We start from the raw sequence: 25,134 nt of genomic DNA, 5'->3' as shown, positions 1-25,134 counted from the left end.
TATTGTCCTTTATTCCTTAATTTATACCAACATTACTTCTGAACCACAATTTTCAACTTACAGGTACGTCCATAGAGTAATGCCACACCGTCATAAGTGAGTCCGGTTATGCCAGCTCCCGAATAGGCTGGCCCCTGGCTTCCTACCACTCCTGTAGGAGTAGCTATTTTACATCCTCCGGCAACTAATGCATCCATATCGTTTGCGGCTTCAATAACATGAATGACACCGTATTTGCCCGCCGCAGTAACAAAGGCAATATAAGAACCGTCTTTTATCTGCAAACTACAAGGATCATTCGGATATCCATCAGACGCATTGACTCTTTGCATTAACATATCGGCACCTCCTTTAGCTATACTTTCCAATACATTCAACGCCTCAAAAGTCTTGACGTCCGAAGCCGCATTCGCCATCATCACATCAATACCAAGATCAGTAACCTTATCATCAGGGATAAGGGTAAACAGCGTTTTGTTGGTAGCAACACCTGCCGGTTTGATCCAGTCATTCACATCGTAAGCTCGCCCTATCGGTCCTCCACTAATTCTTGACGCACTGACATAAGAGAAACCTCTGTTTTTAACGGCAACAAAGCTTGGATTTCTCCATATATTGATGAAAGCAAAGTCTACGCTATTTGCCTTTGAGCCATATCCTTTAATTTCCTTCAGGCTTAATACATGCTTTTGCACACCTTGTACCATTATTCCCTCTATGGAGAAAATATAAGGTTGATCCGGTTCTGTTGAATGTTCCCATTCGGGTGCCATTTCGATATCGTTGAAAACAAGCGCAACATTATTGTCAACACCCTCAAGATCTTCGATATTGATAATCTTTTCCTCTTTCAACCCTTCTATATCTTCCACCACGATCTTGATTCCATTGGTCTCTTTATTGTCTACGACAGTTTTTAGGATAAATTCCATTTCCAACGGATTGCCTGATACCGGAATAGTCGTATATTCCTTCAGGTCACCCAGTACTTTATTACACAACGTATGTTTTATAGACTTAATGCCCACAGCTGAACGAATCACTACAGACAGAGAAACCTCTTCATCGGGTACTAAAACAGGGAAATCTGATGGTTCGGTGAATATCTGGGATGGAAGTTTAGTTATCTTTTTAATAGGTATTACCTTTTGTGCCGTTTTTGTCAAAACGTCCGTTGATGTTACCAATATCCCGGCTGCTTCACGCGTGTTGACCTTGACATTCAAGTCAAATTCAAGTGTCATATCAGTTTGCAGAGTATCTATCTTTAAACGTTGGCGTTCAGTCGCGTTTATCTCTTCATATTCTCCATTTTCATCCATCTTCAACAAGGTAGCATATATACTATGTATACCCACAGCAGAGAAACTTTTAGCAGATACAGTCACCGTCGAGTTATACTCCACCACATCTATTTCGGAAGGAGAAGTGAGTTCTACAGTAGGTGGCGGATACGCGTTGTCGTCCGAATAATCAGACTCACTATCACTACAATTTGTCAACAATAAACCCCATGGAAGGGCAAGTATCAGGATCATTATATTTTTGATATATTGCTTCATGACCGTTCATTTTTTATTTTAAAGATTCGATTTGTAATTGAAAACAATGTAAATCTCCGCTTACACTTGTTTCGGTTACCCCCCTAAAAGCCCATTTGTGTGAAGTCAGGACAAATATACAATACTCGGAGTCTCTATTTCTATTTTCCACTTCTACAAAAGAATAGGTATCAGAAGTTAAGTTAGAAGTAATTGCCGACTCAAGATTAGGCAATAACGCACGTTTAACAGTGCCTACCAGAACCGTCTGTTCGTTTACCTTTTTCTTGAAAACGTTGACAGCCGGAGCTATCAGGTCTTCACTATTTAATGATACAGAACAGAAGAGCATATCTACTCCGTTCACTGCTTCTGTTTTTGTTTCAAGATATCTGCAATCGTTTTTTACTACATATTGTGTCATTTCGGAAATAGTAGAAGGAAAAAGCACAGTACTGCCGATTATCTTTTTCTCTCCGTTACTATAGCTGACAGGTACAAACACCGGCACTTTCTTACTTTCTCTAGCAGTCTCCGTACCCGTATTTATGATTGCTGTTTGCCCATAGACAGCGTTCGTCCTGTCCAGCAATGCCACTGAATGAACAGTGTTTCTGATAGATGACGCCACCTCTTTATAACTACAAGAGCTAAATAAATTTTGCTCTGACAAGTGTGCATAAACCAATACGTTAGTTGTTCTGAACCGGTTCCATTCCGGAATATCTTCTCCCTTGTTATCCTCATCACTACATGAAACGAACAGGCAAGAGATGACACATATAAATAGCAGATATAGATAGTTTGATTTCATATTTCATTCATTTTACAAATTCAACTTCAGCAAACAAAGCCCTGTGGTCAGAAACCTCCGGATTAGATAAAACTTTAAACGATTTCACTTTCCACTTATTCTGTGGAAGTCCGAATATATAATCAATCTTGATTGTCGGCTGATCTGCCGGATAGGTGAATGTATCATCGCAGATTCTCTGCCAGTTCTTCATTACCTCACAAATCACATTAGAGTCGGTCCGGGCATTAAAATCTCCCCCCAGCAGTGTCGGGGTATCTCCCGTACCAATCCGCTCATTAATCTGTTCGGCCATTGCGCTCCTTATCAGGTCTGTCGAATGATCCAGGTGAGTCGTTCCTATCCTGATTACGTCTGAAGTTCCCGGTTCCTGAATATCTACATATAATAGCGTCCGGGGTTCTTTGGCTCCGTCTATCCCTTCAAAAGTTTTGTTATTGATATAAACAAAAGGATATTTTGAAAGGATAGCCACTCCATATTCTCCACCCCCAGTATCCATCGCTTTCCCGAATACGGAAAACAATCCCAACTCCGCAGCCAGTTGAGTGGTGAAATCCTGATTTTTGTTCCTTTTTGTGTTGTAATCTATCTCTTGCAACATTACAACATCCGGATTGTATTTCCTGATAAATACAGCATACTCCTTCACCGAGTAACCAGTCATCTGTCCGGACATCCGGCAATTATAGCTCATTATTTTAAGAGCCTGCGCATACGTACTTTGATACGCAAAGAAGAAAAGGCATACCCATACAATGGGCTTTAAAAGTGCTTTCATAAATTTGTTTTTGTTATTAGATTAAGTTTACTTATTCAACGGTATATGTATATTCTGATATTTTTTTAAAGCTAACCGGTGTTATGGATTGCATCACCTCCAACACATAGTTCAAATCGTTCCCTTTACAAACGAAGTCGTACGTAAACGAAGCAATCTTTTCGTTTTTAACTGTAATCTCTATATCAAAATGACGCGAGAGTGTTGTAAGCACCTCTTTCAATGATGCATTTCTGAAAATAAGCCGGTTGCTCTTCCAACTCGAAGCATCATCGTGATATCTATCAGTTTTTATTTTTATTACATTACTCCTTTTCTCATAAACTGCAGTTTGTCCGGGAAGCATTTGCTGCATAGGCCTGCGGCTTTGCACATGCCCGATATTTATACTTCCTTCGTCGAGTGTAGTTTTGATTACCTTATCCGAAGCGTATGCTTTTACATTGAAACACGTTCCCGTCACTTGTATTTTCACATTCTCGGCAAGCACCTGAAAAGGGGATTTCTTGTTTTCTGCTATCTCAAAATAAGCCTCTCCCTCCAGCGTAACATTCCTGTTGTATTTTGCAAACTGTTCCGGATAGGTCAATTTAGAATCGGCATTTAACCACACCCGGCTACCATCAGGAAGTAATACAAGTAGCTTCTCACCCCTTACAGCACAAACCTCCCGATAAACAAGGTTTGCCTCACTATGACTTTGATAGAAATTATATCCTACACCTATCACAAGCAAAACAATTGCACAAGCTACCGTCCACTTAAAGAACAATGGCATCCTTATTCTCCTGTTCTTTCGTTTTTCTTCCCGCATCACGGCTTCCTGAATATTCTTATAAATGCGATATTCATCAAAAGGAGGCAATTCTCTGTCGCCCAATTCGAGCTGTTTACCTTCTATTATCCTTTGAATGTCGTCATCCATATATTTCCCGATGCCGTCAACTACTTCAAAGTCCTGATTTGTATGTTTCTTTTTTGATTTCATATTTCAATATCTATTAGTAATACACACTGTTACAAAAAAGTATTATACAGACTACGTTAAACCGTGTTAATTCAAGAGAACGTTCCATATCAGCAAAAAGTGATAAAACTACATCATACAATAAAGCAACAATAGGCTAAGCTCTCCCACTGTCGCGCGAATCTGCTTCAAAGATTGGCTATATTGAAATTTAATTGTATTGATCGAAAGATTAAGTTTATCGGCTATTTCCTGATTGGAGTATTTTCCCGAAACTTTCATTTCAAAAACCTTGCGGCGTTGCGGCGAAAGTTGCTCAAGAGCTTGCTGTATGATGTTCATTTGTTCTTGCTTAAGGTTTTCGTTTTGAGAATTGTCTTCCAATTCCAAAACCATTGAAAGACAATCCTCAAGCAAATAGATATTTTTCTTTGAATCTCTCAACGTATTGAGCAGATCGTTCTTCAACATCGTAAAAAGGTATCTGTTTATGGGTTTTGTCTCGTCGATCTCTTCTTTTTTCAGCCAGAGTTTTAAGAATAAGTTCTGCACGGCATCTTCAGCCAATTCTTTATTCAGCAGATATTTAAATGCCAAAGAAAAGGTCTGCGCCGCATACGTCTTGTATACAATACTAAATGCCAGCTGGTTCCCCTCTTTCAGAGCCTTAACCAAAGCTTGGGCTTCATCCTGTGAGTATTTCTGGAACATCTTAATCATTTTAAATATGAAAATAAAAAGCTTATTATATCAAGTCCTTATTTTCAAATATATTAATTCTTTCTGATATAGCATGATTCGCGAGCAACAAATAAAACAGGCCTCTTATTTATTTCACCAGTCTTTGATATTTGCTGAATAAAAAGGTGGAGAATGATAATAATCCGTCAGTTGTTGAATGAACATCTTTTCGAGTATCCTTCCGATCAGTTGCATTTACCCAACCTTCTTCTATTTCTTTTAATTCATCTTCAAGTTGCTTCTGATCCACCTCTACACCTTCCCCAACCACTTTGATGAATGTATTGATATACACCTCCCAGCGCTTTGCATAATAATCACTTATCAGCCCGGCCCACGAACGGCTGGCATAATCGTTCAGGCTTCCTCCCCAAGTAGTAATCAAGTTGCGAGCGTTCTTTTCATAATAGTCTTTCAACTGGGGAGAATCTCCCATCTTCCGCGCATCATCAATCCATTTATCCAGCGAACAGTAAGGATGAAAGGCATTCAGTTTATCCAAATCATTCAATATCTCCTTCATTTTCTCGCCGCAAGCTTTCAAAGCCTGATAATCTTTAGCTTCAACCATCCTGTCAAACTCCATTTTCACATCAAGAAAGTAGTTTCCAAGCACCTGTCTGCCTACAGTTATTAAATCCAGGCGAAAAGCATCTCTCCGGTCAGAAGGTGCTTCGTTCAGTTTTCTCCAAACCTCTAGTAGTTCAACATTGCTGTACACATTACTTGTGCGTTTTTCACTGTTCTTATTCAATGCAGGGCGATACCCGGGTAAAGTACCCAATGTGCGCGGCACCTGTACATAAATGTCATTGAATAATCGTTTCCAAGCATCGCGCACAGACTGCGACACACATCCCACATGTCTGTCAGCCAGACATTCAATCCATTTATTATCATCTACATTCAGGTTCCATGCTTTCTCAAGAATGTATTCGTAGGGAAATTGCATCACATCCAATCCTTCCAGCGTAGAGCCGATTCCTTTAAGGTTGCCTCCACCGTTAATGAGAGCATTCTCAAGTCGTGCGCCACTTTCTTTGACGTTACCTGTCAAAGTCGTGTTTCCTCCGAAATTGCCCAGATAACACCAAATATAGGGCTGATCATGAAAATGCTCTGTTCTTTTCCATAATTCAACATTTTCACAATGATAATCCAGTAATATCATTTTATTCTGTGGCACTCCTGTCAGCAAAGCCTTCATTCGCTCGGAAGTCCATTTATCTTTATCAAAATAAAACATCCACGTCATTTGCATCCATTGGGCTTTGGGATCGGCAGCCGTCAATGTAGCGTACATATCCGAAGCTATCTTCCACAAATATTCGGGTTCGAAACTGGGCGGGTCAACCTCATTGAAAGGATCTAAACCATAAATATGATCGGTTCCGAAAAGTTTTTTTTGTTCATCAAGAAATAGCTTCTGAATTTTCGCAAACAGAGCATCGTTAGGGTTCAGAAAATTACAACGGTATGCATCAGCAAAGCCGGCCCATTTGCCCAAATGTTGAATATCAGCCTCGGGATAAATCCGTTTTAAATCGGCAGGTACATGTCCGGCGAAGGCTGGTAATACGGGCTTCATATTCAATTCACGCTCACGTGCGAGTATTTTTTTCTGCAAGCTTACCTGGTGTTCCAGCCATTCCATCGGCAACGGACCGTTCCAACGATCTATGTTAGCCATCCGATGCCAGGGCAGATACGGCGGTCCCGTGAAGTAAGAGCGTATTTCGATGTCCGACATTCCCATTTTCGACCAGACTTTATACCACACGGCTTCTTGTCCGGTAATTGCCAAAGGCATATTTATACCATTAAGGGCCATCCAGTCAATAAAACGTTCCCATTCTTTCCATTGCCACCAAGGCATCGTGTAACCATACGTGCAGTAATTCAGGAAAAAACGAGTATCCACTCTCGCTTCCGAAACCACCTTCTCACCAACCATCGGCAATTCTTCAGGAATTTCAACGGCTATATCCGCATACCAAGACACTGTAGTGAGACAGTAATATTTCAAGTAATGGTTCAGTCCCATCGCCATTGAATTAGCGTTGTTTCCACCGATTACAATTTTATCTTTTACAGACTCTATCGTAAAGCAGTCTTTCTCTCCTTTTAACTTTTGAAACTGAAAACTCTCGATGTATGACGGCAGCAAACGTTTCAATAATGCTTCCGCAACAGCTACGTCTTTGTCTTTAGCCTGAAGAGCCAACGACATAAGCAGCATAACCAGACACGTGTATACACTTTTTCTTTTCATTCTGATTTATAATTTTATATAGATTTTTCTTTTTAACAAAACATATCCCAACAGCCCATTGAACAACAGGAAAAATACACCGTACATAAATGAACCGAAGTAATTTCCGAATAACGGGTTAAGCAAATTATTGAACACTGTTGTATGAATATGCCAATGCACAAGCAATCCTCCGGCTATACAACTAAACACATAAATTACAAGCGGATTCGCTCCAAATGCTTCGAAAAACGAAAACCACTTTTTATTCTGCTTCACATCAATGATATAGAGCAGCAATGCCAATGACAATGCCGCAATCCCACAAGTGAGCAAAACGAACGAAGGAGACCACAAACGTTTATTTAAAGGACAGGCATAGCTTAACAAATAGCCGGCAAACAACAGCGTGGTACCTATAAGAAATAGATTCAGCATCCGGCGGTCATTGTCTTTAATATCGATGATTATCTTTCCACAAACAAAACCGATCATTACTTGAGACACAGCGGGAATCGTACTAAGTATCCCCTCGGGATCGACAAACTGGCGGCCCTGAAGATACATGTGGTTAGACCCTAAAATAGCCGAATCAACAATCCCGACGATATTATCCGCACTCTTTTCAAATCCGTTTCCAAATAACTGAAAAATAAAGTAGACAATCAGCAAGATAATAGCTAATGGCATAAAACGCTTATGCGGTATTGTCACGGCCAATAAGGCTGTAATACCATAACAAATCCCAAGCCGTTGCATAACTCCCATCAACCGGAGCTGACTCAAATCAAAATAGTTACCACTATCTATTGCTGTTATGAACCACTCCATAACCAGACCAATAAATATTAATAAGAGACTTCTTTTTATGATTTTCGCAATGGCCGGTCGACACTGGAAGTTATACTTACACAAGGAGATGTAGGTCGAAATACCCATCAGGAACATAAACATCGGAAATACCAGATCGGCTGGCGAAAAGCCATCCCACTTGGCATGTGCAAAAGCGGCAAAGTTATACCCGCACTTTCCTGTATTGTTGACCAAGATCATCCCGGCAACAGTAATACCCCGAAGTACATCAAGCGAAAGTAACCGTTTGTTCGGATTCATAATATTTGATTCTTTTAATTACTTATTATATATAAAATAGTCGTTCCGGCAGCTAACACTATCCCTATAAGCGATTCATAAGGTATCAGCTTCAGACGTTCTTTAAAGTTGAGTTCGCATACGCCTCCTGTCGCATGAAAGAACGAACCATGTGGCAAATGGTCAAGAACTGTAGCTCCGGAATTAATCATAGCTGCCCCCCAAACTGCAGAAATGCCTATAGCCAATATCGTTTCAGCGAACGAAGAAGAAGCCAGTGTCGCTCCGGCTGTTGTCGATGCGGTAGCCGCCGACATCAACGCGCCTGATATAGGAGCAATCAATGCATCACTAATATGAGCATGATCTAATCCTGTAAGAATCCAATCTTTCAAAGAAGAGTTCTTTATGATGCCGGCAATAGTTCCGGTTCCTATCAGCAGAATAGCTACCACAGACATCTTTTGCAGTCCATACGCTATACTCGGAAGAATGTTTTTCCATTGTTTCATACAGATAGCACCACATAAGCCACCTACCGGCAAAGCTATCAAAGGATCGATATTGATTCCTGCCGCAGGACGTAATGCCAATAAAACAATCGTAACAACAGGAGCAATCAGACTGGTTCTTAACGAAGGCAGATTTCTCTCTTCCTCTTTATCCTCTGTTTGCATCATTGTTTTTTTGTTTTTCACTGTTTGAGGCATCAGACGGACAATAACAAAAACAGTGAAAAACAAACCGATCACTGCCGGTAAAATATTGGCAAACATTACAGCCGATAGATCTGCATTAAAATTTCCGGCTGCTATAATGGTGTTCGGGTTAGGTGATATGATATTTCCACATTTACCTCCCCCGATCATAGCAATAAGCAATACAGATGGAGACAGGTTTAGACGCTTGCCTATCGAAAGAGCCACCGGCGCAACGGTTATCACAGCCACATCAATAAAGACGCCTACCGTACAAAGCAACATCGTTGCGAGTGCCAATGCCATAAATACCCGTTTCTCACCCATTTTGTTTATAATCGCATTGGAGATGACCGTGGTAGCCCCGGTTTGTATTAATATGCCTGACAAGACTCCGGCTGTCAGAATCCGCAATACCGCCGGGGTGACCTCTTTCACCCCTTCGGTCATTACCGTTACGGTCTCATTTAAAGATAGTCCTCCCAACAACCCTCCAACTATCGCTCCGATAATCAGACTGTATGTCGGAGAAAGCTTTCTTATGATTAACAGTATGGATAATGAAAGCCCGATTAATGCGCCTATCGCTGTCATTGAGTATTATTTAGTAAATTGTTTTATGATTCTCACCACCTGTCGCACCGTTCTCTCTATGTTTTCTTTCGTAAACTCCGGTCGCATCGCCTCTTCAAGTGTTACCGGAAAAGGTTGAATAGGCAGTACGGCAGTAAACCCCATCCTATTAAGCGCTTCGGTGGCTTCGACCGCTCCCCCCAGCGCTATCACCGGAACCTGACATTTCTCACCGACACGTAAAATTCCGTCCAGCGCCTTTCCCATACCAGTCTGGCGATCCAGTTTACCCTCTCCGGTCAGTATCAGATCTGCCTGTCGGACGACCTCTTCGAAACGAAGCGTTTTCAATATAACTTCTATTCCGGATTGCAATTCTGCATTCAAAAACGGAAGCAGGCCGCCTCCCATTCCTCCGGCTGCTCCGGCACCGGGAAGCTGCGATATATCCATATTTGTATATTCCTTTATCACCTGTGCATAATGCCGCAACCCATTGTCCAACTCTATCACTTGCAAACTATTTGCCCCTTTTTGGGGAGCGTATACATAGGCTGCACCCTCTTTTCCAAAAAATGGATTACTAACATCACAGGCGATCGTAAAGTGACTCTCCTTCAATGCCGGATTCAATTGGGAAATATCTATTTGATGGACTTTTATCAGATTTTCGCCGACAGGCTCCAACTCACCGTTTCCGCTATCTAAAAAACGTGCACCTAAAGCCTTTAGCATACCAATTCCCGCATCATTCGTAGCACTTCCGCCGATACCGATAATGAATTCCCGACACCCGCGTTTTAATGCGTCAGCAACCATTTCTCCAACTCCATAAGTCGTAGTCTTCATGGGGTTTCTCCGACTTGAATCGATTAATGGCAGACCGCAGGCCGAGGCCATTTCGATAATAGCCATCGCACCATTGTTTACGATGCCATACGATACTTCAATTGGCTTCATGAATGGATCATGCACCCGACATGACACCGTTTGAGCATGAAGGGCAGAGCATAGAGCTTCTGTAGTCCCTTCGCCGCCATCAGCTATGGGGAAACGTATAATCTGACAGTCGGGTAATTCCTCCTGAATCGCTTTTTCGGCAGCTTTCGCTATCTCGAAAGAACCGACCGAACCTTTAAACGAGTCGAATGCCAATACAATCTTTTTCATAAAAGCTATCACTTATTTGTTTTCTCTATTAAACTCAATGCAGCCTCGACCGGATCATCAAACGGAGTCGTACTGTTACTCCAGGGAGATGTAATCCATTGCTCCTCCCATTCTCGGATTTTATTCCGGTCTTTTGTGAAATAGAGCTGTATACGAGGGATATAGTAGTCTTTAATCAGCCCGCTCCAGAAACGGGCAGCATAATCTTCCTGAATACCACCCCAACTTGTAATCAAGCGTTTGGCATTTGCCTCATAAGCATCTTTTTCCTGAAGAGTTGTTCCGCTATTGCGCGCAAGTTCCACCCATTCTTCTAATCGATATAAAGGATGAGAGGCCAACAGCCTGTCAACGTCCATCAACAAATCAACAGTTTGTTGCAGATTACGTTGCGCTGCGAGAACACGATTCTCCGAATCATCTTTTAGGGCCTGCTTATAAAAATTTTCAGCTTTAGCCGCTACATAATACGAAACAAACTCTATGAGGTCGTTTCTGTATAATTCAGAGCTTTTCAGTTCGTCAGCGCAACTAGCATACAAACGTATAGCCTGCAAGTAATCATCACTAAGGTCGATTTTACTGATCCGCCGTTGATCGGATATTACGGTTTGCCAGGTAAAACGGGGGTATGAATATAAAGAACTATATGCTGTTTTCCGAAAAAGTTTCCAAGCTTCCTCCATGGCATCGGGATATCCTCCATAACGGGCCTCGCAGTATATCTTCATCCAATCGTCCAGGTCGATACTATCTGATGACCATCCCATATCGGCTAACAGTTCGTAAACAACCTCATTGTTTTCGAGTCCTTCAGGGGCAGAACCGAACCCAATCAAGTTACCTTTATTTGCGGCACGTAATGCTTTGACCGAGGAACTAGCATACATGTCCAAGTCTCCTGTCATGGTGTTTTTCCCACCAAAGTTGGGTACATAGCTGAATATCCATTTCTTTCCGTAAAACCCATCATGTACTTTCCATGTTTGCTCGGTGTTCCACACCCATTTCGGATAATCATTGCCCAAATCAATGATAATCATTTTATCATCAGGTACATTGCTTAACAAGGCTTTAAGCGATTCTTTATCCCAGAATGAATGTTGATATCCGAATGTCCATCCCTGTGTAACCCAAACGGCATCCGGGTTTCCGGCTGTAATCGATTTATAAATCGTTTCTCCATACTCGGCCAATAACTTATATTTCGCTTCTTTATCTTCCTTATCGATAGGCAGCTCCATCTCATTAAAACTATCCGAGAGATAATACGTATTTTCTCCAAACTCTTTTTCCCACTCTTCGACAAACAGTTTGCCTATCTCTTCGAAAAAAGGTGAATCCGGTGGCAATACATAGGCGTTGTACTCTTCATCAAAACCACCCCACCGCATGTGCCGGAATTGTGTGTCGGGATGTTTCTGCACAAATCCTTCCGGCACGAAACCTGCAAACGCAGGCGCTATGGGCTGCATACCCAACTCGCGCATACGGGTCAGGATTTGATGCTGCAAAGCGATTTGGTTCTGTTGCCAGGCATCAGATAAGGGACCGTCCCACTTGTTCAGATTGCCCATGCGATGCCAGGGAAGGTGTGCAGGAGCAGTGAAAAACTCACGGATTTCTTCTTTGTTCAATCCCATACGCAGCCATACCCGTTCCGCAATGGCTTCGCTGGCCACGGTAGCCAAGGGCATATTTACACCATAAAGAGCCATCCTGTCAATTTCCTTTTCCCAACGCTCCCAGTCCCAGTAAGGGGTAGTGTAGCCGAATGTACAAACATTAAGGAAATAGCGCAACTCATAAGGGGACACCTGTTCATACAATTCATAATCGGGCCACGGCATCACCGACGTTATGTGTTCACCGCTCCATGTTTTCATACTCTTGCAGGCCTCTTTCATGTACGTATGAAAAGCGTAACAGATAGCAACAGAGCTACTTCCCCTTAGGGTAAGCCGGCCGTCGCTTGCTATCACTTCGAATATATCTTTACCGTCGGATGGTTCGATATATTCAAAGTGGATAGACTGTGCTCTTTCCCCAATCTGACGTTCTATTAACTGTTTGGCGGGGGTGATAATATCCGTCTTAGGCTTGTGGCATGAGCAGAAAAAAAGCGTTGCTGAAATCAGTAAATACTTGATTATTGTATGTATCATAGAAAATCATAAATGTTATAAGTGAGTATCAATATTTTTTCTTCGATGCTTCTTTCACATATTCCAGTTCCGTAATAATCGGTAAATGGTCTGACAAAAGCGACTGAACAGTTTGCGTACTAATCACACGCCATCCTTTTTGCGGGTAAGCAAACAAGTAATCGATCTTAATCACAGGTTTCCATGCCGGCATTCCAAAATCATCGTTGCTTGCAGCAAACCAGCTATCCATACCACGTATTGCCTCGGAGTAATGACGCGCGTTGAAATCACCTCCCAAAATTACAGGATATTTATAATTTTTGAAATGCCCGGTAATAAATTTTATTTGCTCCGCCCGTGTTTCTTGAGAGTTGACGTCCAGATGCGTAGAGGTAAAAACAATGGTATCATTACCCATTTCGAATAATCCCTCCAACATGGCCCGTCTCTCATGCTCTTTGACCGGATGGGGCAACATTATCTTTTGGACAGAAATATATGGATATTTACTTAACATCCCAATACCGTAATAACCGGTAGAATAGTCAATCGTTTTTCCGTAAAGCCCAAACATCCCTGTATGATAGGCAAGTTCGGATATAAAATCCTTCCCCTTCTGATGCGGGGTACGCTTACGGTCTGTTTTGCTATCCACTTCCTGAAGCGCCACAAAATCAGGTTTGAAGGATTTGATGTGATGAGCAAGTTCCTCTAAAGATGCCAGTTCGCCAAATCTTAAATTATAGGTCATTACCCGCACCCGTAGAGTATCTTGCGCATAGGCAACACCCAAAGTCAGGCATAAAAACAATAATAAATATTTCTTCATTGAATACATGGTTTCTATTTTTTAATGATTACTTTTCCCAGCCCGGATTTTGTCCTAACAGAGGATTCTTCTGACGCTCGGGATTAGGCACGGGCCACAAATAATGTTTCGTTGCGTCGAAGTAGCGTGCTCCGCCTTCCGCAGTAGACTTTTCGTAGATAACATCACCAAACTCATCTACTCCGGTATCGGGATATGGGTTAGCGCCCAAATCATTCATACAAACTTTCAGGCTGGGACCGGTGATGGCACGTCCAAAGCGAAGTTCGCCTTCACGCCAGCGCATCACATCGGCGTATCTTGTTCCTTCACCTGCCAACTCAATGCGACGTTCTCTTCTCAATTCGGTTTCGAGGTCCATCCCCCATGCGCTAAGTTCGTCAAGGTTCATACGATGCATATTCACACGATCTCTAAGCCTGTTGATGGAGTAATCAATCTGTGTTTGTGTCAGTTTCTTGCCTTGTAGTTCGAAAGTGGCTTCGGCATAAATCAGCAAGATTTCGGCAAAGCGGATGACATTGAGATTCCCATGTCCCCCCACACTTGAACCGGCCAAATCAATATCGTTATACTTCTTCAGATAGAAACCTGTACGGCTATTTGCCCCCACACGGTTATTATCTTGCAATGAAGCAAAACGAGGCAGATTAAATATCTCGTTGGCCTTATCCGTATCAGGGTCACCGTCATCTCCTCCCGGCCATTTGTCACCCGGAGCATATAAAGTCATCTTCATTCTGGGATCTCTGTTCTGGAAGTAATCTACATAATGCTCTTCAGGCGACTTGTATAACGATGAGGTCTGCACACCGGTCTTTTTATAATATTCCAATCCGGTTTTTGCCGGTTTACCGTCTGTACACAGATAAGCATCCACTAATGACTTCGTTGGATTGAGGCGTATATAGTCTGTCGGACTGCAAGTTTCATTGGGTAGACTTTGTGTACGGATTTCAGGTACAAAAAGGCTATATACGATGGCTTCGATATTTTTCGGATCATTCTCGACATCCCCTTCGTGATGAAATAGTTTTTCGTATTCATACAGGCCATAGGGACTGTTTTCGATGATATATTCACTCGTTTTTGCAGCCAGTTCCCACCTTTCGTTTTGCAAGGCAATACGTGCCAATATGGCTAAAGCGCCCCAACGGTCAAGTCTTCCCAGTTTATCGCCCGTATACCTTTCTTCAGGCATACGCTCCGCCGCCCATTTCAAATCCTCGACGAGCTGGTCGATGACTTTCTCTCTGGGAGTACGTTCGATATATGCATCTTCGGGCTGGATGACTTCTCCTACCCAAGGTACATCACCCCAAAATGTCGTGAGGTAAAAGTACATAAGCGCCCGGATGGTTTTTACTTCCGCGGCATAAACGTCCTTCTTATTTTGAGCTACCTGCGCTTTATTATAGTTGTCCAGAAAATTATTGCAGCGATAAATATAGCTATACGCTCCTGTCCAATAGGTAGTGAAGGGGAAGCCGTCAGTATAAGAGTGCTTGCCTCCCGAAACCTTACTTAGTCCACTAGTAATATTCCCCCACATAACAGTTTCGGCCGTCGATTCACTCCAATTCACGAGATAGTCTTTTTGTAAAGCTTCGTAACAGGGAGGCAAGGCATTTTTAAGCTGATCTTCATTTACCCAGAATGTTACATTGTCCGGCTCGTTAGGGTTCGTTCTATCCAGAAAATCGCTACAGGAGGTAACTATACCAAAGAAAGCAATGATTAAAAAGTATTTTGAGTATTTCATCTTTATAGTCGTTTAATAGGTTAGAATGTTATTGATAATCCAAAAACATAGGTTTTTACTTGCGGATAGACATCTCCGCTGGTGGTCCTCACTTCAGGGTCATAAGCTCCGAAGTAATCGGTTTTAGTAAACAAGTTATCTGCCGAAGCATATACTCTAAGACTATTAATGCCAAGAGGTGCCACCATTCGGGCAGGAAAACGATAACCTATCTGAATATTCTTTAGGCGCAAGTACGATGCATCCTCTTTCCAGTAGTCACTGAAGAGCCTGTTGTGCTCCTGCGACTGATAAAGTCTGGGATAAGAAGCATTTGGATTCATAGGCGTCCATCTGTCAAGATGCTCTTTTTTAGGGATTGAGTAGTCATTGATAAACGCATGCCGAGCCTCATCCTCAAGGTAACCGGCAACTTTGCCTACTCCTTGCAAATAGAAACTGAAATCAATGCCTTTCCATTCTAAACCACCCTTGATTGCATAGGTGTAATGGGGCTCTTTCTCGCCAAACACCACTTTGTCGTAGTCATCAATTACCCCGTCGGGAGCGCCGTCAGGACCACTGATGTCCCGATACTTAATATCTCCGGGCTGTACAATGCCGTTTTGTGATGCAACAAGAGGAAATTTTGGTTTCTGGTACTTACCTGTAGTTGTATTCACTGATTCAAAATCATACACTTGCGCCAGCCCATCAGTCAGATAACCATAGAAAGCACCTATCGGATCACCTACCCGACGATACGAACCGGAAGCCGTACTGGTCAGCGACTCCGGAGTTCCACCCAAATCGGTAATCTTATTACGGGCGTCCGACAGATTGAACCCGAGATTGTAATTTACACTTCCGATCTTATCACGCCATGACAGATTAAGTTCCCATCCTTTGACATCAATCTTACCAAGATTGACATAACCTACGTTACTACTGGAAACCCCGACAATAGCCGGAACATCGGGACGAACCAATGCATCAATATTTTCTTTCTTATACCAATCAAAGTCCACATTCAGTCTATTGTTCAAAAAACTAAGGTCTACCCCGAAATTAAGCATGCGGATGGTTTCCCACTTGATGTCGGGATTACCGATTTTATTTTGCCAAAGTCCCATAACAGGTGTATTAGAAGCTCCGATAGGATAAGACTCTTCGGTTATGATAGGTGACAAGTAGGGGTAGTAATTACCGGGAATGTTTTGATTTCCCAACTCACCCCAGGAAGCACGCAGCTTACCCGAGCTCAATACCGAAGTAGCGAACTCCATGAATTTTTCACGTGAAAAGTTCCATCCTGCCGAGAATGATGGAAAATATCCCCAACGATTGCCCTTGGCAAATCTTGAAGTTCCGTCGGCACGCAGGTTAGCTTCAAACAGGTATTTACCGTCAAAAGCATAGTTGACACGACCAAAGTAAGAACGTAAAGCCCACTCGTCTTTTGTTCCGCTATTCATAAAATTAATCATTCCGGCACTAATAACGTGAATATCCTCAACCATCACATTATCACGCGTAGCACCCAGTGTGCTTCTGTTTTCCCATTCTTGCGAGAATCCCAACAATGCTCCCAACTCGTGGCGCCCTATGGTTTTATTAAAGTTCAGGGTGAATTGCAGCGTTTGGGTCATAACGTCGAGATGGCTTTGTGAGATATAGTCCTTGGCATCTTCATTTGCTTTCAACGGGCTACCGTCCGAGTAATAAGACAACATCTTCGGGTTAAACTCATCCACTTGGCGGGTATATATATTTGCAGAGTACTGCATACCTACGTTCAGTCCGTCTATAATTTTGAGATCTGCATTGAAAATACCATTGAGCACACGAGTTTTCCGTTCTTCCATTCCCGACTCATAGGCTACCTGCAAGGGGTTACGTACCGAACCGTACGACCAGTTCTCACTATCTACCATCCGGCCATTCTCATCAGGAATTTGCCACATGACGGGAAGTAACGGAGACATACGCTGTGACAGGCGGAATACTCCTGATGTGCCGCTATAACCTAAGTCCTTTTTATAGAAATCGACATAGCTCATCTGTCCGGTCAGTTTCAAACGATCATATACCTCCGTGTTTACACTGATACGCGCATTATGTCTTTTGGAACTATATCCGTCACCTACAACCAGTCCATCCTGATCCAGAAAACCATACGACATAAAAAATCCGGTTTTCTCGCTTCCCCCCCGTGCGCTCACATTATGCCCCGTTTGAAAAGCCCGGCTTTTGTATATTTTGTCAATCCAGTCAGTATTGGAATATTCGTTGGGATACAGTCCCGAATCATATTTATCGAAAGCCTCTTGTGTATAGGGCTTGGAAAATCCGGCAGCACTCATGGCTTCATTGGAGAGCTCCATGTATTCCCTTCCATTAACAAGTTCGGGCAATGCTGTGGGAGTCTGGAATCCGGCATATCCGTTATATTGGAATACTACGCGCTCTTTCTTTTCTCCCTTTTTAGTCGTTACAAGAATAACACCGTTAGCGGCACGTGCTCCATAAATAGCTGATGAGGCGGCATCTTTCAGTACTGATACGCTTTCGATGTCCGAAGGATTCAATAAGTTAATGTCTCCCCCGGCTACTCCGTCAATCAAGATCAAAGGTGCTGTACTACTATTGATGGTTCCCGTACCACGAATGTTGATGCTGGGCACAGCACCCGGCTGCCCCGAAGAGGAAACAATACTAACTCCAGGCAACAATCCTTGCAGCCCTGTAGTTACGTTAGTTATAGGCCTGTTCTCAATAGCCTCCGCTTTAACCATAGATACGGCACCTGTTACATTCACTTTCTTTTGCACGCCATAGCCTACAACTACTACATCTTCCAGGCTGACAGCATTTTCTTTCATCACCACGTTTACTGTCGTTGCTTTCGCTATGACGCTTTCTTCACGATAGCCGACGTATGAGTACCGAAGTGTACTTCCATAGGGTACCTTGATGGAATACTGACCATTGATATCGGTGATTGTACCCGTAGTCGATCCCTTTACCGATACGGTGGCTCCGATGATCGGTTCCGTATTCTCGTCAGTAACTTTACCTTTCACATACAGTTCCTTTTTCTCTCCTTGCGAATCAACAGGGTCAGTTTTATTTTGATATTCTTTATTATAAAATAAACACATAGCGAAAAAGTAAATTTGGGCAAAGCGTAGCGAATTAGCTGATAGAGCGTTCGTTACGCTTTGTTTTTCTATGGGACAGAGCCAACGAAATACCACCTCGAAGCCAAACGGCGCAGAAGTTCAGTTACCACCTCGTTACTCCCGTAACGGGTGCAAATTTCTTGCTAAAAGGTTCTTTTTCTGCGTTTTGCGTTGATTTACATAGCTGTCGGTAACTCACTAAGAACTAATTTTGTAACCAAAAAAAGGAGTGAGTTATGCGAAGTACATTCAAGGTATTATTTTACGTGAAGAAAGGCAGCGAGAAGCCGAACGGCAACCTGCCTCTGATGTGCCGTATCACGGTGGACGGCGAGATTAAACAGTTCAGTTGCAAGATGGACGTTCCCCCACGCTTGTGGGACGTGAAGAACAGCCGTGCTTCGGGCAAGAGCGTCGAAGCGCAGAGAATCAACCTTGCAGTAGATAAAATCCGTGTGGAGGTAAACCGCCGCTATCAAGAGTTAATGCAGACGGACGGTTATGTTACCGCCGCCAAACTCAAAGACGCCTATCTCGGTATCGGCGTCAAGCAGGAAACTTTGCTGAAGCTGTTCGAGCAGCACAACGCCGAGTTCGAGAAGAAAGTCGGGCACAGCAGGGCGCAGGGTACATTTACCCGTTATCGGACGGTCTGCAACCATATTCGGGAGTTCCTGCCCCATACCTACAAGCGTGAGGATATTCCATTAAAGGAACTAAACCTCACGTTCATCAACGACTTCGAGTATTTTCTGCGCACGGAGAAGAAATGCCGCACCAATACCGTGTGGGGCTACATGATTGTGTTGAAACACATCGTTTCCATAGCGAGGAACGACGGGCGTTTGCCCTTTAATCCCTTTGCGGGATATATCAACTCTCCCGAAAGCGTGGACAGGGGCTACCTCACCCAAACGGAGATACAGACGCTCATGGACGCACCGATGAAGAACGCCACCCACGAGCTTGTACGGGACTTGTTCGTCTTTTCTGTTTTCACGGGTTTGGCGTATTCGGACGTGAAGAACCTCACCGCCGACCGCCTGCAAACATTCTTCGACGGCAACCTGTGGATAATCACCCGAAGAAAGAAGACCAACACCGAATCGAACATCCGCCTTTTGGACGTTCCCAAGCGTATCATCGAGAAATACAAGGGGCTGGCAAAGGACGGTCATGTTTTCCCCGTTCCGAGCAACGGCAGTTGTAACAAGATACTCAAAGATATAGGCAGACAATGCGGCTTCAAGGTGCGTTTGACCTACCATGTCGCACGCCACACGAACGCCACGACCGTGCTTCTGTCGCACGGCGTACCCATCGAAACGGTGAGTCGCCTTTTGGGACACACGAACATAAAGACCACCCAAATTTACGCCAAAATCACCGCCCAGAAGATAAGCCAAGACATGGAAACCTTGTCGCACAAGTTGGAGGATATGGAGAAGAATATCTGCCGAGCCATTTAATTAAGAACAGAATACCGATGAAAGAAGAAAGGAACATTATCACGATGGACGGGCAGGGCAATATTTCCCTGCCGAGCGATATAGGCGCAACCGCCATGACCGAGCGAGAAATCTGCGAACTGTTCGGGGTTATCGCCCCGACGGTTCGGGCAGGGATAAAGGCACTCTGCAAAAGCGGAGTTTTGAGTATATATGACATAAAGCGCATTATCCGCATATCGGACAGATACAGCGCGGAGGTTTACAACCTCGAAACGATAGCCGCCCTCGCTTTCCGTATCGAATCGTTCGGGGCGGCGAAAGTCCGCAGGGCATTATTAGAGAGGATTATACACGGGCGAAAAGAGAAAACGACGGTATTCGTGTCGGTTGTTTCGGACGGCAAGCCCAACAGCCGTTGGAAAGCATGATGATATACCAACATATCAACATACCAACATATCAACATGCAAACGTACCAGCATACCAGCATGCAAACATGCAAACCTATCACTATGGTGATATATATTGCAGGTTCAATTCCTCTTTTCAGGGGAAAGCGGAGCAATCATTTCCGTTTACAAAGGCAAAGTAAGCACGGGGCTTTATGTCGGCTAAAAGGTCAGGCGGCTGCGCCGTTTCCCGATAAATCTTCCTCTCGCTTCGCTGCGAGCGTATTTATCGGGAAAACCTTGTATCCGACCGCCCCGTGCAAAAGAGCCTTTGAAAACGGAAACGACCGCCCCGCCGCCCACCACCGACCGAAAGGGAAAAATAATAAGGTGGGGTTATACGGGTAAGCAGGCGGCAGGGACAGCCACCGCCGAAAGGCAGACGGGCAGACGGACGGCACGCCGCAGGGTATTTACGGAGAAAATACCGTAGCTTATTAGGGAATTTTCCGAGCCGCAATACTACGTATCGCTGAAAATTCCCCAATAAGGCAAGGGGCAAGCCCCTCTGCACACCCCATCGGGGACGGCATTTGCCGCCCCCGAAGATACAAAAAAATCATTGTTTCACAAGCCAAAAAAGAAAGGAAGAATATATGGGTTTCGTAGTTTTACACATGGAAAAGGCGCACGGCAGCGACAGCGGAACGACCGCACATATCGAGCGTTTCATCATACCGAAGAACGCCGACCCCACACGCACGCACCTGAACCGCAGGCTCATCGAATACCCCGACGGAGTGAAAGACCGTTCGGCGGCTATACAGCGGAGATTGGAAGAAGCTGGGCTGACACGCAAAATCGGAAGCAACCAAGTACGGGCAATCCGCATCAACGTATCGGGAACGCACGAGGACATGAAGCGGATAGAGGAAGAGGGGCGTTTGGACGAGTGGTGCGCCGACAATCTGAAATACTTCGCCGACACGTTCGGAAAGGAGAACATCGTGGCGGCTCACCTGCACAGGGACGAGGAAACGCCGCACATACACGTTACGCTCGTCCCCATCGTCAAGGGAGAGCGTAAGCGCAGGAAAAGGGAGGAACAGACGAAGAAGCGATACCGCAAAAAGCCGACCGACACCGTGAGGCTGTGCGCAGACGATATTATGACACGGCTGAAATTGAAGTCCTACCAAGATACCTATGCCGAAGCGATGGCGAAATACGGGTTGCAAAGGGGCATAGACGGCTCGAAGGCTCGCCACAAGTCCACGCAGCAGTATTATCGGGATATACAGAAACTCTCCGACAACCTCAAAGCGGAAGTGGTGGATTTGCAGCAGCAGAAAGAAACGGCACGGGAGGAACTAAGACGGGCGAAAAAAGAAATACAGACCGAGAAGCTGAAAGGGGCGGCAACCACCGCAGCTACCAACATAGCCGAGAGCGTTGGTTCTCTTTTCGGCAGTAACAAGGTCAAGGCGTTGGAGAGGGAGAACACTGCCCTGCATAGGAAGATAGCCGACCACGAGGAAACCATCGAAGCCCTGCAAGACAGGATACAGACCATGCAGGCAGACCACAGCCGAGAAATACGGGAAATGCAGCAGAAGCACAGCAGGGAGATAACAGACAAGGACACAAGGCACAAGCAGGAAATATCGTTTCTGAAAACGGTAATCGCAAAGGCGGCGGCATGGTTTCCCTATTTCCGTGAAATGCTCCGAATCGAAAACCTTTGCCGCCTTGTGGGATTCGATGAAAGGCAGACCGCAACGCTCGTCAAGGGAAAGCCGTTGGAGTATGCAGGGGAACTCTATTCGGAAGAACACGGACGGAAATTCACGACCGAAAAGGCAGGGTTTCAAGTCGTGAAAGACCCCACGGACGGGACGAGACTGGTTCTTGCCATTGACCGAAAGCCCATTGCCGAGTGGTTCAAGGAACAGTTCGACAAGCTAAGGCAGAATATTCGCCGACCTATACAACCGCAAAGGAAAAGCAGAGGAATGAAGATATAACCGTTTATCTTGCAGGAAAACAATAAAAAAGTGCCGTTCATGATGTCTTATGAATGGCACTTTTCGCTATATTTGCACCTAAAAGTATATCGGGAGCTATGCCGGATACGTGACGAGCAAAAAACTTTCGGAAAAATATACGTGAATACAGAACTATAAATTTAAAAGCTATGGGAACATTAGGCTGCATAAACGATATGTTACAACGAGATAAAGAAAATCGTGAACTTCGTAAATTAAACAGAGATAGAATAAAAGAACATCAAAAGTATCTTGTAAACAAAGGTAAAGGAAATGATTTATCCAATATTTCTATTGAGCAAATGGAAGAAATTCATAAAAGAACAATAGAAAAAGAAGCACTTGATAATGCAAGTTTATTCAAAGCAAAAATATATTTTATTGCAAGTATATTGCTTCTGTTTTTATTAGCGATAGTATGTTATATGCTATTTTTCAAATAAATCAAAATAATATGAAGACAAATATCATCTTATTCAGTCTTATATCACTTTTATTCTTTTCACCAAGAATGAAAGCACAGCCAAATACGGCAAAACACGATTTTACGCATAAAGAAAATGGGTGGTATCACGTATTAAGTACAGGTAGTTTGTCCTCTAAGCCAATCATAACAGTAAAGGATTTCGTTGGGCTAAAACTTGAAAAGGATTATTTCGGAAAATATGCTATAAGCGGACAAATCAGCAAACATAAGCTAAACAAATGGGCCGATGAAACAGAAAAGTCTATTGGGAAAAAAATAGCATTTGTATTTAATGATTCCATTATTACTGCTCCGCAAGTTAATTGCAGAATAGAAAGCGGTACATTCATGATAACGTCCTTTTCAGACCAAAAACTGCTAGAAATCTACAAAGGTATAATGAGAGAGAAGTCAGAATCTCTTGAAGTCGTTTTTAACGGTTGGGAAAAGGATTCTTTATACTATGAATTATCTCCAGAACAAAGAGATTCTGTAAGAATGAACATTGACTATTGGGAAGCCAAAGCATGGATAGACTTAATAAGCAAACCAGAGGAACATTATTGGTATAGCATACAAGATTCTACCGAATACAAGAAACTTGAAAAGGCTTTAAAAGAAGAACTAAAAAAGCCAAATTTCAGTAGTAGAGCAACAGACTATATGAAATCTGATGCATACAAAGCATACAAACAATATCTACATAAGAATAAAGACTATATAAACCTAATGTTTCAAGGATTTTTATTCAATAATTTGAAAGGATTGAATGGCTATTTGGTAGATGATATAATACAGTCCAAGTACCCTTATGCTCCAAGTATTAGAAGTTATATAGAGAAAACAAATAATGTTGATGATGAAAAACTGGCTGTATATGAATGGCAACGTAAAGTTTGGTATCAAATGAACAAAGAAAAATCTCCACGAAATAAATATAAAAAGCGATATCGGAGCGTTACACCATAAAAACAGCTTGCCGAATATTATATTAAACGGCAACATCTGTAGTAAATGTTGGTGATACCCCAAATATGAAAATACGGAACTATAAATCAAAATAAAAGTATTAAAGTCATGAGAAACAAAAACTTATTTACTTTTTTTCTAATATTTCTATGCTTCTGCTTTACAAATTGCAGTGATGATGAAAAAACAGAAGATATACATCATCTATCTTTTGAAAAAGATTACTACGAGCGTCCTCTAATCGGAGCCAAAAGTATAATGATACGAAGTGGAAATAAAGATTACTCCGTTGAGATAAAAGATCCCTCTATATTAGATGTCAAAATAGATTTATCAAGCCCTATCGGTATGGGTAATTTAGATATATATCCTAAACAAAAAGGAGAAACAACTATTCAAGTAAAGGACAATATTGCACATGAAACAACTGATCTAAGAATAAAGATAGTAGATAGTTATTTACATTTGTCTATTAACAACCCTGTACGCCCACCATATAAGCAAGGTGATGAAATTTTCTTAATAAATAACGACGATAAAGATTTCTACTTGTACGATGATAAATTAAAGATAAAGAGTACAGGAAATTATGAATTTTCCATAAAGGGAAATATTCCGTTCTTAACATTAACTTATCATAAAGAATTGGAGAATAGAACCATATATAAATATAATCTAACAGGAACAGACCAAACTATGTTTGCTGTTGTAAAACTTTTTTTAGGCTGGGATTGGCACGATTTCATCGAAAGTCCAAAGACAAAAGAAATAGCACCTATTATAATGAGAGCAACAGATATAGAAACCAATACAGAATATTATCTAACAAGAAAAGCAACTGATATTCCCGAAAATGTATTAGATTAAAAACAGCCTCCGGCAGGGTTTTCGCTGGGGGCTTTCTTATGAAATCAAAAAGAAAGCGATATCGGAGTATTACACAAAAAACAGCTGGCTATTACATAATGAAACAACATACTTAACTGATTGGTACGCTTCTCCTACCATGCGGACAAATCCCGGTAACAAAATGACAAAGCGGACAATGTTCTTAACATGCCAACTTGTAAATGGGATGAATGATTTTCGTTTTTCGCAAGTTGATTTTATAAAATTGCTGCCAACAGTTCGTACTTTCGGAAAAAGATGTTATATTTGCAAATGAAAGAGCTGAATTCAACTTGCAAATGCAACAGAATTCTGATTAATAATTTGTTTAAATTTTTCGTTTGGCGTGAGGTATCCAAGTCTTTTACGAGGTCGATTATTGAGTTTATTTTCAATCCA

At 42.7% G+C, this 25,134-nt stretch carries 18 protein-coding genes and 2 pseudogenes; 6 read left to right on the top strand and 14 right to left on the bottom strand.

What is annotated here, in order from left to right; all coding sequences use genetic code 11:
- Positions 1 to 32: 32 nt before the first annotated feature.
- From N5O98_RS18490 to N5O98_RS18430, 13 genes and pseudogenes are all read right to left on the bottom strand, one after another.
- Entirely contained in the window at positions 33 to 1,562 is a 1,530-nt protein-coding gene (locus tag N5O98_RS18490; RefSeq protein WP_004310714.1) for a hypothetical protein, read from the bottom strand.
- Positions 1,563 to 1,575: 13 nt separating this feature from the next.
- On the bottom strand, positions 1,576 to 2,355 hold the full coding sequence (locus N5O98_RS18485; RefSeq protein ID WP_004310715.1) for a hypothetical protein: 780 nt from the start codon (positions 2,353 to 2,355) through the stop codon (positions 1,576 to 1,578).
- Between the two features lie 7 nt (positions 2,356 to 2,362).
- Positions 2,363 to 3,136, bottom strand: coding sequence for an endonuclease/exonuclease/phosphatase family protein (locus tag N5O98_RS18480; protein ID WP_004302417.1), 774 nt, complete (start codon positions 3,134 to 3,136; stop codon positions 2,363 to 2,365).
- Positions 3,137 to 3,167: 31 nt separating this feature from the next.
- Positions 3,168 to 4,124, bottom strand: coding sequence for a FecR family protein (locus N5O98_RS18475; protein WP_004310716.1), 957 nt, complete (start codon positions 4,122 to 4,124; stop codon positions 3,168 to 3,170).
- Between the two features lie 108 nt (positions 4,125 to 4,232).
- Positions 4,233 to 4,814 carry an RNA polymerase sigma factor gene (locus N5O98_RS18470; RefSeq protein WP_004310717.1) on the bottom strand — a complete coding sequence of 194 codons (582 nt, stop codon included), beginning with the start codon at positions 4,812 to 4,814 and terminating at the stop codon, positions 4,233 to 4,235.
- Positions 4,815 to 4,932: 118 nt separating this feature from the next.
- Complete coding sequence (locus N5O98_RS18465) at positions 4,933 to 7,116, bottom strand: alpha-N-acetylglucosaminidase (protein ID WP_118161427.1); 2,184 nt, start codon at positions 7,114 to 7,116, stop codon at positions 4,933 to 4,935.
- 6 nt (positions 7,117 to 7,122) lie between these two features.
- Entirely contained in the window at positions 7,123 to 8,208 is a 1,086-nt protein-coding gene (locus N5O98_RS18460) for an acyltransferase family protein (protein ID WP_004310720.1), read from the bottom strand.
- Between the two features lie 14 nt (positions 8,209 to 8,222).
- Positions 8,223 to 9,479 carry a GntP family permease gene (locus tag N5O98_RS18455; RefSeq protein WP_004296444.1) on the bottom strand — a complete coding sequence of 419 codons (1,257 nt, stop codon included), beginning with the start codon at positions 9,477 to 9,479 and terminating at the stop codon, positions 8,223 to 8,225.
- 6 nt (positions 9,480 to 9,485) lie between these two features.
- Positions 9,486 to 10,628, bottom strand: coding sequence for a glycerate kinase family protein (locus N5O98_RS18450; protein ID WP_004310721.1), 1,143 nt, complete (start codon positions 10,626 to 10,628; stop codon positions 9,486 to 9,488).
- Positions 10,629 to 10,636: 8 nt separating this feature from the next.
- The gene (locus N5O98_RS18445; protein WP_118161426.1) at positions 10,637 to 12,793 is read right to left on the bottom strand and encodes an alpha-N-acetylglucosaminidase; all 2,157 of its coding nucleotides are present in this window, start codon (positions 12,791 to 12,793) and stop codon (positions 10,637 to 10,639) included.
- Positions 12,794 to 12,821: 28 nt separating this feature from the next.
- Entirely contained in the window at positions 12,822 to 13,613 is a 792-nt protein-coding gene (locus N5O98_RS18440; protein WP_004310723.1) for an endonuclease/exonuclease/phosphatase family protein, read from the bottom strand.
- 19 nt (positions 13,614 to 13,632) lie between these two features.
- Entirely contained in the window at positions 13,633 to 15,366 is a 1,734-nt protein-coding gene (locus N5O98_RS18435; RefSeq protein ID WP_004310724.1) for a RagB/SusD family nutrient uptake outer membrane protein, read from the bottom strand.
- Positions 15,367 to 15,386: 20 nt separating this feature from the next.
- Positions 15,387 to 18,500, bottom strand: a pseudogene (locus N5O98_RS18430) (SusC/RagA family TonB-linked outer membrane protein); the annotation flags it as partial.
- A 263-nt stretch (positions 18,501 to 18,763) separates the two neighbouring features.
- Here N5O98_RS18430 and N5O98_RS18425 point away from each other — a divergent pair.
- The 6 genes from N5O98_RS18425 to N5O98_RS18400 all read left to right on the top strand — a co-directional run bounded on the left by N5O98_RS18425 (position 18,764) and on the right by N5O98_RS18400 (position 24,714).
- Positions 18,764 to 19,996: a site-specific integrase gene (locus N5O98_RS18425; RefSeq protein WP_117601043.1), complete on the top strand. Its 1,233-nt coding sequence runs from the start codon at positions 18,764 to 18,766 to the stop codon at positions 19,994 to 19,996.
- A gap of 17 nt (positions 19,997 to 20,013) precedes the next feature.
- Positions 20,014 to 20,406 carry a hypothetical protein gene (locus N5O98_RS18420; protein ID WP_005797051.1) on the top strand — a complete coding sequence of 131 codons (393 nt, stop codon included), beginning with the start codon at positions 20,014 to 20,016 and terminating at the stop codon, positions 20,404 to 20,406.
- 617 nt (positions 20,407 to 21,023) lie between these two features.
- Positions 21,024 to 22,391, top strand: coding sequence for a MobV family relaxase (gene mobV, locus N5O98_RS18415; protein ID WP_117589353.1), 1,368 nt, complete (start codon positions 21,024 to 21,026; stop codon positions 22,389 to 22,391).
- Positions 22,392 to 22,561: 170 nt separating this feature from the next.
- Complete coding sequence (locus tag N5O98_RS18410; RefSeq protein ID WP_005643181.1) at positions 22,562 to 22,855, top strand: hypothetical protein; 294 nt, start codon at positions 22,562 to 22,564, stop codon at positions 22,853 to 22,855.
- A gap of 11 nt (positions 22,856 to 22,866) precedes the next feature.
- Positions 22,867 to 23,847 carry a SecDF P1 head subdomain-containing protein gene (locus N5O98_RS18405; RefSeq protein WP_005643183.1) on the top strand — a complete coding sequence of 327 codons (981 nt, stop codon included), beginning with the start codon at positions 22,867 to 22,869 and terminating at the stop codon, positions 23,845 to 23,847.
- A 108-nt stretch (positions 23,848 to 23,955) separates the two neighbouring features.
- Positions 23,956 to 24,714 (top strand): hypothetical protein, encoded by a 759-nt coding sequence (locus N5O98_RS18400; protein ID WP_005643185.1) that lies wholly within the window; start codon positions 23,956 to 23,958, stop codon positions 24,712 to 24,714.
- A 309-nt stretch (positions 24,715 to 25,023) separates the two neighbouring features.
- On the opposite strand, the pseudogene N5O98_RS18395 reads toward N5O98_RS18400, so the two are convergent.
- Positions 25,024 to 25,134 (bottom strand): annotated as a pseudogene (locus N5O98_RS18395) (IS30 family transposase); the annotation flags it as partial.

This window comes from Bacteroides sp. LFL-34 (genome assembly GCF_027257075.1).
Lineage (GTDB): Bacteria > Bacteroidota > Bacteroidia > Bacteroidales > Bacteroidaceae > Bacteroides > Bacteroides ovatus.
This window is presented reverse-complemented; position numbering and strand designations above follow the sequence as displayed.

Excerpts from the sequence above, each read along its gene's own strand:
- N5O98_RS18445 (WP_118161426.1), bottom strand. The coding sequence starts at position 12,793 with ATGATACATACAATAATCAAGTATTTACTGATTTCAGCAACGCTTTTT.
- mobV (WP_117589353.1), top strand. The coding sequence starts at position 21,024 with ATGGGTTTCGTAGTTTTACACATGGAAAAGGCGCACGGCAGCGACAGC.
- N5O98_RS18435 (WP_004310724.1), bottom strand. The coding sequence starts at position 15,366 with ATGAAATACTCAAAATACTTTTTAATCATTGCTTTCTTTGGTATAGTT.
- N5O98_RS18450 (WP_004310721.1), bottom strand. The coding sequence starts at position 10,628 with ATGAAAAAGATTGTATTGGCATTCGACTCGTTTAAAGGTTCGGTCGGT.
- N5O98_RS18455 (WP_004296444.1), bottom strand. The coding sequence starts at position 9,479 with ATGACAGCGATAGGCGCATTAATCGGGCTTTCATTATCCATACTGTTA.
- N5O98_RS18475 (WP_004310716.1), bottom strand. The coding sequence starts at position 4,124 with ATGAAATCAAAAAAGAAACATACAAATCAGGACTTTGAAGTAGTTGAC.
- N5O98_RS18405 (WP_005643183.1), top strand. The coding sequence starts at position 22,867 with ATGAAGACAAATATCATCTTATTCAGTCTTATATCACTTTTATTCTTT.
- N5O98_RS18460 (WP_004310720.1), bottom strand. The coding sequence starts at position 8,208 with ATGAATCCGAACAAACGGTTACTTTCGCTTGATGTACTTCGGGGTATT.
- N5O98_RS18485 (WP_004310715.1), bottom strand. The coding sequence starts at position 2,355 with ATGAAATCAAACTATCTATATCTGCTATTTATATGTGTCATCTCTTGC.
- N5O98_RS18440 (WP_004310723.1), bottom strand. The coding sequence starts at position 13,613 with ATGTATTCAATGAAGAAATATTTATTATTGTTTTTATGCCTGACTTTG.
- N5O98_RS18465 (WP_118161427.1), bottom strand. The coding sequence starts at position 7,116 with ATGAAAAGAAAAAGTGTATACACGTGTCTGGTTATGCTGCTTATGTCG.
- N5O98_RS18480 (WP_004302417.1), bottom strand. The coding sequence starts at position 3,136 with ATGAAAGCACTTTTAAAGCCCATTGTATGGGTATGCCTTTTCTTCTTT.
- N5O98_RS18400 (WP_005643185.1), top strand. The coding sequence starts at position 23,956 with ATGAGAAACAAAAACTTATTTACTTTTTTTCTAATATTTCTATGCTTC.
- N5O98_RS18425 (WP_117601043.1), top strand. The coding sequence starts at position 18,764 with ATGCGAAGTACATTCAAGGTATTATTTTACGTGAAGAAAGGCAGCGAG.
- N5O98_RS18490 (WP_004310714.1), bottom strand. The coding sequence starts at position 1,562 with ATGAAGCAATATATCAAAAATATAATGATCCTGATACTTGCCCTTCCA.
- N5O98_RS18470 (WP_004310717.1), bottom strand. The coding sequence starts at position 4,814 with ATGTTCCAGAAATACTCACAGGATGAAGCCCAAGCTTTGGTTAAGGCT.
- N5O98_RS18420 (WP_005797051.1), top strand. The coding sequence starts at position 20,014 with ATGAAAGAAGAAAGGAACATTATCACGATGGACGGGCAGGGCAATATT.
- N5O98_RS18410 (WP_005643181.1), top strand. The coding sequence starts at position 22,562 with ATGGGAACATTAGGCTGCATAAACGATATGTTACAACGAGATAAAGAA.